The sequence below is a fragment of the Virgibacillus sp. M23 genome, assembly GCF_034190895.1.
Lineage (GTDB): Bacteria > Bacillota > Bacilli > Bacillales > Amphibacillaceae > Virgibacillus > Virgibacillus salarius.
In genome coordinates this window covers 21161-33128 of the sequence record NZ_JAWDHA010000048.1, presented here as the reverse complement: position 1 = coordinate 33128, position 11968 = coordinate 21161, and the positions used below count along the sequence as shown (strand labels likewise).

At 37.8% G+C, this 11968-nt stretch carries 10 protein-coding genes and 1 pseudogene; 5 read left to right on the top strand and 6 right to left on the bottom strand.

Features of this window, described 5'->3' with window-relative positions; genetic code table 11:
• Window positions 1-173 precede the first annotated feature (173 nt).
• Together RVS70_RS16155 and nsrR are read right to left on the bottom strand one after the other, a co-directional pair.
• A pseudogene (locus RVS70_RS16155) lies at window positions 174-281 on the bottom strand (DJ-1/PfpI family protein); the annotation flags it as partial.
• A gap of 66 nt (window positions 282-347) precedes the next feature.
• On the bottom strand, window positions 348-782 hold the full coding sequence (gene nsrR / locus RVS70_RS16150; RefSeq protein ID WP_026681839.1) for a nitric oxide-sensing transcriptional repressor NsrR: 435 nt from the start codon (window positions 780-782) through the stop codon (window positions 348-350).
• Between the two features lie 135 nt (window positions 783-917).
• On the opposite strand from nsrR, the gene hmpA reads away from it, so the two are divergent.
• The gene (gene hmpA, locus RVS70_RS16145; RefSeq protein ID WP_026681838.1) at window positions 918-2144 is read left to right on the top strand and encodes an NO-inducible flavohemoprotein; all 1227 of its coding nucleotides are present in this window, start codon (window positions 918-920) and stop codon (window positions 2142-2144) included.
• A gap of 59 nt (window positions 2145-2203) precedes the next feature.
• On the opposite strand, the gene RVS70_RS16140 is transcribed toward hmpA, so the two are convergent.
• The 4 genes from RVS70_RS16140 to RVS70_RS16125 form a co-directional block, all read right to left on the bottom strand.
• Window positions 2204-2809: a class I SAM-dependent methyltransferase gene (locus RVS70_RS16140; RefSeq protein ID WP_321134024.1), complete on the bottom strand. Its 606-nt coding sequence runs from the start codon at window positions 2807-2809 to the stop codon at window positions 2204-2206.
• Between the two features lie 480 nt (window positions 2810-3289).
• Window positions 3290-5005, bottom strand: a complete 1716-nt coding sequence (acsA, locus tag RVS70_RS16135; RefSeq protein WP_026680139.1) for an acetate--CoA ligase — start codon at window positions 5003-5005, stop codon at window positions 3290-3292.
• A 320-nt stretch (window positions 5006-5325) separates the two neighbouring features.
• Window positions 5326-5523, bottom strand: a complete 198-nt coding sequence (locus RVS70_RS16130) for a hypothetical protein (protein WP_121603754.1) — start codon at window positions 5521-5523, stop codon at window positions 5326-5328.
• A 644-nt stretch (window positions 5524-6167) separates the two neighbouring features.
• Window positions 6168-7406 (bottom strand): dicarboxylate/amino acid:cation symporter, encoded by a 1239-nt coding sequence (locus tag RVS70_RS16125; RefSeq protein ID WP_026679904.1) that lies wholly within the window; start codon window positions 7404-7406, stop codon window positions 6168-6170.
• A gap of 418 nt (window positions 7407-7824) precedes the next feature.
• Here RVS70_RS16125 and bioA point away from each other — a divergent pair, with 418 nt between their 5' ends.
• The 4 genes from bioA (at window position 7825) to bioB (ending at window position 11718) form a co-directional block, all read left to right on the top strand.
• Entirely contained in the window at window positions 7825-9198 is a 1374-nt protein-coding gene (gene bioA / locus RVS70_RS16120; protein WP_121604261.1) for an adenosylmethionine--8-amino-7-oxononanoate transaminase, read from the top strand.
• 65 nt (window positions 9199-9263) lie between these two features.
• Complete coding sequence (gene bioD, locus RVS70_RS16115) at window positions 9264-9953, top strand: dethiobiotin synthase (protein ID WP_026679905.1); 690 nt, start codon at window positions 9264-9266, stop codon at window positions 9951-9953.
• Window positions 9954-10053: 100 nt separating this feature from the next.
• Window positions 10054-10665 (top strand): ECF transporter S component, encoded by a 612-nt coding sequence (locus RVS70_RS16110; protein ID WP_034678419.1) that lies wholly within the window; start codon window positions 10054-10056, stop codon window positions 10663-10665.
• Between the two features lie 60 nt (window positions 10666-10725).
• Window positions 10726-11718, top strand: a complete 993-nt coding sequence (bioB, locus tag RVS70_RS16105) for a biotin synthase BioB (protein ID WP_121604260.1) — start codon at window positions 10726-10728, stop codon at window positions 11716-11718.
• Window positions 11719-11968 lie beyond the last annotated feature (250 nt).

The following is an 11968-nucleotide window of genomic DNA, read 5'->3' as shown; positions in this document are numbered from 1 at the left end:
ATGACAAGAATTGTTGCACCTTCTCATAGCGGAGACTAATTACGTAGACTCCTGCGGGATTAGCGCGAGCCGAAAATCCACTTTGCAACGTGTTCTTCTTTGCAAAGTTAGTTGAGGCCGTGCCCGCCGAAAGCGAAGTAATTAGTCGGAGCATTGCCAATATACATCAAACATTTCAAAATAACGACTTCATGACCAGCTTCCCGGAAAGCTTTAGCTGGCTCTGTATATTCCACATCTTCAAACATATCTGTAATAACAGTTACTATTTTTTTACTCATGATATACTCCTTTACGATGACTACATAATTATATGTTCCCAATAATTCTTATATAAAACATATTTTTTACAGTCCCATTAGTTCACGAAGCTCTTCTTCATTTTTAATTAAATCCTTTAATGTATATGCTTCAAGAACCTTAAAAAAAGCGACTAACGCCCTATTTAATACATGTTTTAATGTACAGCCTGGAGAAATAACACAGTGGTTTGTTCCTTTATCAAAGCATTCTAAAATGACAAAATCAGCTTCAAGCTGTCGAACAAGTCTACCAACATTGATTTCTTCTGGTGGCTTAGCCATTCTAATTCCTCCATGCCTGCCTCTTACCGACTCTATCAATTCCATCTTTACAAGCTCATGTACTACTTTCCTTACATGTTCTTGTGAAATCGTATATACCTCGGATATCTCTTTAATTGTAGCCAGCTCTTGATCTGATTTCATTCCCGTAAATATTAATACACGTAATGCGTAATCTGTATATTTTTTAAGATTCATGGATACACCTACTTGTTCATGTTTTCACATTATTGTAACATATTTTGCTTATTTTCCTGTTTTTTTACCAGTTAAATCATTATAAAATAAACATGTATACAAAATACATGTTTATTTCAAAGGGAGTGCTTAGTTATGTCAACACAAACAGTCGAGCTAGATGAGCAAACAAAGGACATTATTAAAGCTACTGTGCCAGTATTACAACAACAAGGTTCAGAGATAACGAAGCGATTCTATCAGCTAATGCTAACAAATCATCCAGAATTAAAGAATTTATTTAATCAAACCAATCAACGGAGAGGTGCTCAGCCCAAGGCCTTAGCGAATACCGTTTATGCTGCTGCGGCAAATATCGATCATTTAGAAGAAATAGTACCCCATGTCATGCAAATTGCACATAAGCATAAAAGTCTAAATGTTCAACCAGAACATTATCCAATCGTTGGCAAGTACCTATTACTAGCAATGAAAGATGTTTTAGGAGAAGTAGCTAATGATGATGTGATCGACGCATGGGAAAAAGCATATTATGTCATAGCAGATCTTTTTATTAACGTGGAAAAAGAATTATATAATAAGACATTGCAATCATCCGGTGGCTGGGAAGGTTTTCGAAATTTCAAAGTGACAAAAAAGGTAATTGAGAGTGAAGTTATTACATCTTTTTATTTAGTTCCCGAGGATGGTTTACCATTTCCTAGTTATCAGCCTGGACAATACATTACTGTAAAAGCAGACATAGATGGTGAACCATATACCCATCTTCGCCAATACAGTTTATCTTGTGCTCCGGATGAAGGGTATTACCGCATTAGTGTTAAACGTGAGGATGAGAATGAACAAGGCCCAGCAGGAATTGTCTCTACTTATTTACATGAGAAAATTAATGAAGGAAGCATTTTACCTATAAGTGCACCGGCTGGAGACTTCATACTTGATCAACAAGATCATCGACCACTGATACTAATTAGTGGAGGTGTGGGAATGACACCAATGATGAGTATGTTAGAAACGGTGATAAAAGAACAGCCTGAACGACAGGTTATCTTCATTCATGCTGCAAAGTCAGAAAATTATCATGCGTTGAAAGAGAGAGTTGCTACCATTACTAATTCTAATAATCATGTGACAAGCTATACGATCTATAATCATCCCAAAGATACGGATCGATGTGATAAAAAAGGCTATATAGACGCTGAGTGGGTATCTTCAATTTTACCAACATCAGATGCTACATGTTACATTTGTGGACCAAAAGGATTCATGCGTACAACCTATGTAAGCTTAAAAAAATCACATGTAGCTGACAAAGATATTCATTTCGAAATTTTTGGCCCAGCTGAATCCATTACTGCATAAACGACAAAAACCAAAGGTTAAGGGAGTAATCCGCTTATCCTTTGGTTCTATTTACATATCTAGTCTTTCTTTTTTATAACCGTTTGAATAACATGAGACAAGCCAGTATGCTTTTTTCCTTCTTTTCGATCTACTTCTCCATAATAGAAATGCAAACAATGATGAGGCATTATCCATTGTAATACATCCGATGGATGATACAGCATTTCCTTCTCCCTTGGTCCACCTGTTTGGTAGTCTAATTGATCCTCTGAGTATACCTCAAACATTACATAGCCACCTGGCTTTACAGCAGCAATTATATTATGAATAAAAAAATGTTGATCTTCCGCTGGAACATGCCCAAAGACCATAATCGCCGCATCAAATTGGCGAGATATCACCTTTTCCTTAGTCAAGTCCATGGGAATAGCTTGTACGTTTACTCCTTGCTCTACAGCTAATTGTTTTGCCTTTTCTAATCCGACAGTAGATTGATCATAAGCAATAACCTCATGCCCTAAATCAGCTAAATAGATGGCGTTTCTGCCCTCTCCCTCTGCAAAGCATCCTATAGTTGAATTTTTAGATAAGAGGTGACTCTTTTGCTGGATGAATTGATTTGCCTGTTTCCCATATACAAATTCTTTATCTGAAAAGTTTTGATCCCAAAATTCTTTAGACATTTTAAGATTCCTCATTTCCTCAATTTATGAATATGTCCCATATTGGAAATGTAACAGATTTCAAAGTAAATAAGAAATAACTAGCTTATAAAGTGAGCGGTGTAAAAGGAGTGTTGTATCCATTCCGTTCGATAGCATTTCAAGAGCAAAAGGCGTAAGCGTCCGAGTAGAAACGTAGCGACTAGAGCGAGTCAACGGAGATAAAGGTATTACGATGAGCTTGCGCGCCGATGATGACTTAGATTAGGGCGATTCATGAAGTCGCCTCGTTTCTGGGCGCTGGAGCTTCACGCGGCTCAACACGCATATATATCCACAGGCTCAAATTTTATAATTTCCGTAATTTCCTAGACAAAAATCCCCCCAAAGCAACAGATTATATTTTTTGATCTATCTACTTTGGAAGGGAGCATATTTTAATCAGTCTATAATTAAGCGTCTTCGTTATCTAAATTATTTTACCCTCTGTGGCTCTACCATCTATTCTTCTAATGTTGACGTATCACCAGTAGGCAATCCTAGCTCCCAAGACTTCAATAGTCGACGCATGATCTTACCACTTCTTGTCTTAGGAATGGAGTCTTTTACTTCTAGTTCACGTGGTGCAGCATGAGCACTTAGCCCTGTCTTAACAAATAAGCGTATATCCTCTAGTAATTCATCCGTATTCTGATACCCATCATTCAGCGTAATAAACGCTTTAATGATCTCTCCTCGCTCTGGATGTGGTTTCCCAATAACGCCGGCTTCAGCAACAGCCGGATGTTCTATTAATTTACTTTCTACCTCAAATGGGCCAACTCGTTCACCAGAAGTATTGATAACATCATCTAAACGCCCCTGGAACCAGAAATAGCCATCTTCATCTTTATAAGCACTATCTCCTGATACATACCAACCATGGATAAAGTAGCTGTCATACTTGCTTGGATTCTTCCATACAGCCCGCATCATAGATGGCCAACCTTTCTTAATAGCTAAATTCCCCATTTGGTTTGGTGGTAGTTCATTTCCTTCATTATCAATAATAGCCGCTTCAATACCTGGTAATGGTTTCCCCATTGATCCTGGTCTTATCTCCATTGATGGAATGTTAACAATAAGCTGTGCACCTGTTTCCGTCATCCACCATGTATCATGAATCCGCAAATTAAATGCTTTTAATCCCCAAGTCACTACTTCTGGATTCAATGGCTCTCCAACACTCATAATATGTCGTAAGGAAGAAAGGTCATATTTCTTCACTACGTCTTCTCCTGCACTTACTAATTTACGAAGTGCTGTAGGTGCCGTATACCAGACACTAACCTTATACGTATCTAGTGTTCCATACCAATCATCCGGTGTAAATCTTCCACCTCGAATAACATTAGTCACACCATGCAACCATGGTGCGAAAATTCCGTAACTTGTTCCAGTAACCCAGCCTGGATCAGCGGTACACCAATATACATCCTCTTCCCTTAGGTCTAATACCCACTCGCCCGTAGCATAATGTTGAATCATAGCATTATGGACATGGTACACACCTTTTGGTTTTCCAGTAGATCCAGATGTGTAATGGAGTAACATACCATCTTCTAAATCTACCCATTCCATTTCTGTTTTATTAGAAGCATCCTTCATTTCTCTTTGATAATCAATATAATGATCCGCAGATTCGTTATGTTTCCCTACAAGCACTATTTTTTCTAAGTTTGGTAAATCCTCCTGTGGAACTCGATACAATAAATCAGGTGTTGTAATTAACACTTTTGCTTCACTATCCTGCAATCGATCGCGAACCGCTTGCTCCATGAAAGCTTCGAATAAAGGTCCAGCGATGGCACCAACTTTAAGGATACCGAAGAAAGCTGCATAAAATTCTGGGCTTCTTGGCATGAACAGAAATACGCGATCTCCTTTTTTCACATTATACTTACGTAAAACATTAGCAAACTTATTACTCTCATCACGTAGGTCACCAAAGGTTACCTTCTCTTCTCTATCTGGATCAGAATACAGTAATGCAACCTGGTCCTTTTTCTCTGGATTTTCCGCATGGCGGTCTAACGCCTCATAGGCAATATTAACCTTTCCCGTTTCATTCCAGGAAAAATGTTTCTTCATATCATCCCATGAAAAAGTTTCCCTAACTTTTTCATAATCTTTCAGATTATGATTACCTTCTTTAACTGGTATCTTCTGCATATCCATCCAATCACCTCGTTTTATAAATTGAAATCGGTTACAAATAATAGAAATATCTCCTTGATACGTTTACAAGTACTAATTCTATTTATGAACCGATTAAAAAACAATGTATTAAAAATTATGCAAACTTTTTGGTAACTATTATTTATTTTAGAACATTCTGTGACATTTTTAAAGTAATAAACTATTTATTTATTAGAAAAGTTGGCGTATAACACTGATTTTATAACTACCACTATAAAAAAACTGAGCAAAATTCGCTCAGTCCCTATCACTACATGCTCAGATTTACGCTTCCTCTAGTAGCTATTATGGAATAATAGCTACTGCTTGACCACCACTCCGGCTGCCCACTTCCCTTTCCGTGGGGTTTGTCCTTCAGCTAACTTTTTTAGCAAAACCCGCTCAAAAAAGTGGATCTTCAGGTCAAACATTTCCCACAGGAGTTGAAGTGGCCGGCCTTCGCTATTATCAGGCTCTACAACGCTAGCATGAAGTAACACAGCTGCTTTTATACTCACGGATAGCGATTTTCACTTTACCCATTGTAAAAAAAGTCAACCTATTACTTATGACAAGAATTGTTGCACCTTCTCATAGCGGAGACTAATTACGTAGACTCCTGTGGGATTAGCGCGAGCCGAAAATCCACTTTGCAACGTGTTCTTCTTTGCAAAGTTAGTTGAGGTCGCGCCCGCGGAAAGCGAAGTAATTAGTCGAAGCATTGCCAATAGACATCTAACATTTCAAAATAACTACTTGGCTTAACGCAGTCATTGCACTGATTTTATACTTTCTTAACTTAGAACAAAAGCGGCAAGCGCACGATTAAAAACGTAGCGACTGGAGCGAATCAACGGAGAAAAAGGAATTACGGTAAGCTAGCGCGCCGATGATGACGTATCATAGGGCGATTCATGAAGTCGCCTCGTTTCTGGGCGCTGGAGCTGGACGGCTCAACACGCGCCTTTTTATCTACATGGGCAAATTTTATCATTTCCTAGGCTGCTAAAAAGGAGCTGACTTCATCAGTCAACTCCCCATCCATGCTACTGGTATATACTACCTTTCCACAGGTAGCCGTTTCTCCTGATTACTGTACACTATTTGACTATACAGAAGTTTAGCATATTTTTCGTGCTAGATGGATCTTAAAACAGTTCTACTATAATGCAGATTGCTGTGCTTTTTGTTTACTATTTTTCTTATCACTTTCCGAGATAATATAGGCACAAGCTGCATCTCCAGTAATATTAAGTGATGTACGTAGCATATCTAATAACCGATCAACACCAATGATTAGCGCGATGCCATCCACAGGTAAACCAACTTGTTTAAGAACCATTGATAGCATAATTAAGCCTACGCCAGGTACCCCAGCTGTTCCAATACTTGCTAACGTTGCCGTTAAGACAACCATCAATAATTGACTTAATCCAAGTGGTTCTGCATATACTTGAGCAATAAACACGGTAGCTACAGCCTGCATAATTGCAGTACCATCCATGTTTATCGTAGCTCCCAAAGGCTGAACAAAACTACTAATCGACTTCTTTACTCCTAACTGCTCCTGAGCCAACTTCATAGAGACAGGCAACGTTGCACTTGAACTAGATGTACTAAACGCTACAGACATTGCAGGGAAGAATGATTTATAGAATTTTAACGGACTCGCTTTTCCTAAGCCTTTGATTGCCAAACTATACGTAATTGCGCCATGCAAAATAAGTGCTACAATTACTGCTAGCATATACATGAACATAGACCCTAATGCATCTAATCCAGCATCTCCAATAGCTGAGGCAATCAATGCGAACGCACCATACGGAGCCGTTTTCATTACTGCGTTAACAAGGAAGATAAGGATTTCATTTGCTTGTTCAAATAAACTACGAATCCCACTTGTTTTTTCCCCCAATACTGCTAGTGAAACCCCTATAAATATGGCAAAAGCAATGATTTGCAGCATATTTCCAGTAGACATTGCTTCGATTGGATTTTCGGGAATTATCTGAACTAATGTATCCATAATAGGTGGTGCTGCTTGTTCCTCATAGGTAACATTTTCTACATTAAATGTTCCAGCTTTACCAGGCTCTAGTAAAAATCCGACACCAAGTCCAATTACAAGAGCTACAGCAGTGGTAACTAAATAAAAGCTAACCGTTTGAATGCCGATTTTACCTAGTTTCGAAGGATCACCTAACCCAGCTGTTCCCAGGACAATGGAAACAAATACGATCGGCACAACAATCATCATGATTAAATTTAAAAATATTTGTCCAACAGGATTTAATACATACGTATCAACAGCAGAAAATACATCGCTAGATGAAAAAGTTAAACCTATACCTACGATGATTCCTAGTACGAGGGCAATCAGAATTTTTTTCGTTAGATTCATAGCATTCGTCCTTTCTAGTTGTATATTCGATTGTCTGAGACGATTTGGTGAATAGAGGCTATTTGGAATGGTAGTGTAAATGCAGTGTTTACAAGGATTGAAGCTTGTAATTTTTTGAGTTGCTTTACCATTCTACCATTTTTTATGCAAAATGAATAGACCCTGTCTATATTTGTCTAAAATATACAAATTTTCTATATATATGGTTATATTACATTGGAAATTAAGAATAGGATTCGTACGACAACTTAATTTTAAAAAAGGTATGCAAACAGCCCTTTTATCGCCAATAATAGACAAGCTATTCATCGAACAAATTCTATCAATAAGGATTGACCTCGACGTTTTTTTATGATTTCATTATTGTTAACCTTTAAAAAATATGGTTAACAATAAAATGTAATATGGAGGTCTATCAATGAGCAACAGTGAATTAATAGAAAAAAGTAAACGACATCTATGGCTCCCATTTACGCAAATGAAGGATTATGATCGTAATCCGTTAATTATTGAAAGTGGGCAAGGCGTTATCCTAAAAGATACGGAAGGAAAATCCTATTATGATGGTTTTTCATCTGTATGGTTAAACGTACATGGTCATCAAAAAAAAGAATTAAATGAAGCTATTTGTAGTCAATTAGATAAAATTGCACATTCTACACTACTTGGAATGACAAACCAGCCAGCTACTGAATTAGCAGAACAATTAGTACATATTACCCCTGATGGTCTAAATCGTATTTTTTACTCCGATAGTGGTGCAGAAGCTGTTGAAATCGCACTTAAAATGGCCTTTCAGTATTGGAGAAACCAAGGGGTTACAGGTAAAAATAAATTTGTAACGATGAAGGACGGTTATCATGGCGATACAATTGGCGCAGTAAGTGTTGGTGCGGTAGATATTTTCCATCACGTCTACCAGCCACTTACATTTGATAGCATCCCTGTTCCTTTTCCATATGTATATAGACATCCAAGTGGAGACCCTGAAACATGTAAAAATGAGTGCTTACTAGAACTAGAACGTACATTAGATCAGCATCAGGATGAGCTAGCTGCCGTAACAGTCGAATCGATGATGCAAGGAGCAGGAGGAATGCGATTAATGCCTCATGGCTACTTGGCTGGTGTTGAAGCATTGTGTAAGAAATACAACGTTCTACTTATTCTCGATGAAGTAGCTACCGGATTTGGTCGAACAGGGAAAATGTTTGCCTGTGAGCATGAAGATGTAACTCCAGACATTATGATTATCGGAAAAGGTATCACAGGAGGCTATTTACCAATTGCTGCTACTCTCTCAACAGAGCAAATATATGAGGCTTTCTATGATGATTATACAAATATGAAAACATTGTTTCATGGACATTCGTACACTGGAAATCAGTTAGGTTGCGCAGTTGCTCTTGCCAATCTGGACTTATTTAAGAAAGAACAAGTAATTACTCGTGTGCAAGAAAACTCGAAATACCTGTACAGGGAATTAGAATGCTTCAATAAATTAGAACATGTTGGAGATATTAGACAGCTTGGTTTTATGGTAGGAATAGAACTAGTGAAAAATAAGCAAACAAAAGAACCCTTTCCTTTCGAAAAAAGAGTAGGTTATGACGTTTCCTTAAAGATGCGTCAGCTCGGTATGCTAACCCGTCCAGTGGGAGATACGATTGTTTTTATGCCGCCACTATCTAGCAAACGACAGGAATTGCGGGAAATGATAAAAATTATGGAAGCCTCTATTCAACAGATTACAGAAGAAAAATATGCACAATTGGAGACCATAAAAAAATAAAATCTCACATAAACGACTTCTACTACTCTACCTATATAGATCAACCAAGAAACGGAGACAAAAGTATGAAATCAAAGGGATTATTTATTACAGGAACAGATACGGGTATTGGTAAAACATGTATCGGTGCTGGCATTGCCGGTGCATTACACAAACAAGGAATAGATGTTGGCGTTTTTAAGCCCATGTTAAGTGGAGAGAAACGGGAACACCCCCTCAGCGATCCCGCTATTCTGAAGAGATTCTCAGGAGATAGGAATACATTGGAGCAAATTACACCTTATCAATTTAAAGAGCCATTAGCACCATATGTTGCTGCCAAAAGAGAAGATCGGTTGATTTCCCTAGCATCCATTGTCAACGCTTGGAACAGTATTAGAGATACCCATGAATTCTTCATTGTAGAAGGTGCCGGTGGAATTGCCGTTCCATTCGGTGAAAATTATCTTGCTGCCGATGTAGCTAAAGCAATTGGCTTTCCATTGTTAATTGTAGCAAGTATACATCTTGGCACCGTCAATCATACATCGTTAACTGTTCAATTCGCCAAGCATATGGGGCTTGAAATAGCTGGAATTGTTTTAAATGGATTAGATGAAGCCAAACATGGGGCAGCTGAACAAACCAATCCTGGCATTATTGAGGAGCTAACTGGGATTCCTGTCCTTGGCATTCTACCTTGGCTCGATTCGAATAGCCCGAAACACGTGATTGAGCAAACCAAAGTGTCCATACCACTTCAAACATTCTTATAGAGAATTATAATTTGTGGCTAATTTATTAGCCTTAGATGGAATAAACCCTTAATGACAGGTGTGTTGTTACGTTACAGGTTTTTAGACAGGAGGCTTTTAATTGAAGACGCACATACGTGTTCATACCTTAGATTTGACCTTAATAGCTTTGTTTGTAGCATTAATGGGGATTGGAGCAAATATAACCACATGGGTGCCATTTTTGCAAATTGGCGGTGTACCGATAACCTTACAAACATTTTTTTGTTTCTTATCTGGTGCTCTACTTGGTAGCCGTCGGGGGGCGATTTCCATGATCGTATACGTCCTTGTAGGGGTTATCGGTATTCCCGTATTCGCTGGCTTGAAAGGTGGACTAGGTACTATTTTTAGTCCAACCTTTGGCTTTATTATATCGTTTATTGTTACAGCCTATATGGTAGGGAAAGTGATTGAATTTACAAGAAAACCCACTTCCCTTACCTTTGTTATTGCTTCTCTGGTGGGACTTGTATTCAATTACCTAATTGGAACGAATTATATGTATTTTTCTCTAGCATTCTTTATGGATGCTACTGAGAGTATAACTTATAGTAAGGCATGGCTAATCATGCTCGCATACTTACCAGTAGATTTACTGACAATTGGCGCTGCAGCCATGGTAGCACCAAGAATATATGATACGTTTCAGCGAACAAATCCCATAGGAATCAAAACACGAGTAACTAACTAATCTAGCAATTAGGAATAAAACTAGTTAGAAACAGATAAGAAATATTAAAGGAGGCGTACTATGTTAAATTTCAATTCACTAGCAAATGCCGTATTGGAAGGATATGAAATTACAGAGGGAGAGGCCATGCAGATTTTAGAATGTCCGAATGATAAAATTCTAGACTTGCTACATAGTGCCTATCTCATTAGAAAAACGTATTATGGCAATAAAGTAAAATTAAATACGATTATTAATACCAAGTCTGGTGCTTGCCCAGAAAATTGTGGTTATTGTGCTCAATCAAGAGACTCGACAAATCCAATCCAAAAATATCGTATGATGCATAAGGATACCATCGTTCAAGGTGCGGAAAAAGCACACCAACTTCATTCTGGCACTTATTGTATTGTCGCTAGTGGTCGAGGACCAACCACCCGTGAACTAAACCAAGTAACCAGTGCAGTCAAAGAAATAAAAGAAAAATATAATTTAAAAATATGCGCATGTTTAGGTATTCTAAAACCAGGACAAGCCGAACAATTAAAGGAAGCTGGTGTTGATCGATACAACCATAATATCAATACATCAAAAAATCATCATGACAATATAACAACTAGTCACAGCTATCAGGATCGCGTTGCAACTGTCAATAAAGTAAAAGATATTGGGATTTCGCCTTGCTCTGGGGTCATTGTAGGAATGAAGGAGACAAAAGAGGATGTTATCCAAATGGCCATTGCTTTAAAAGAATTAAATGCTGACTCTATTCCTGTTAATTTTCTGCACGCCATGGAGGGGACATTATTAGAGGGGACAGATGAGTTAACTCCTCTTTATTGTCTAAAAGTATTATGTCTATTTCGTTTTATTAATCCTACAAAAGAAATTCGAGTTTCCGGAGGTCGTGAAGTTAATTTAAGAAGCCTTCAACCACTTGGATTATATCCAGCTAACTCCATCTTTATTGGTGATTATCTTACCACAGCCGGGCAGGAAGGAACAAAGGACCACCAAATGCTAAAGGATCTTGGGTTTGAAATTGACTACGAAGGTAGTGAGATACCTATTTAATCTTCAACGTTAACAGTTTGCTTTAAGATATAACGGCTACCCCTACTAGCCTGTTACTTCATCTAATGTCACTTTATACCACAAAGAGACATTAAAATATCCGGAAATTTGACAGCGAAGTAAATTCAATTGTATGAAAATATAGTGTATAAGTCTGATATGATTTATTATTTCTCAAACAATTTTTGTTGTTCTAAATTGATCAAATCATTGGTTTAACTTATGATAAATCAATAATAACAACCGATTA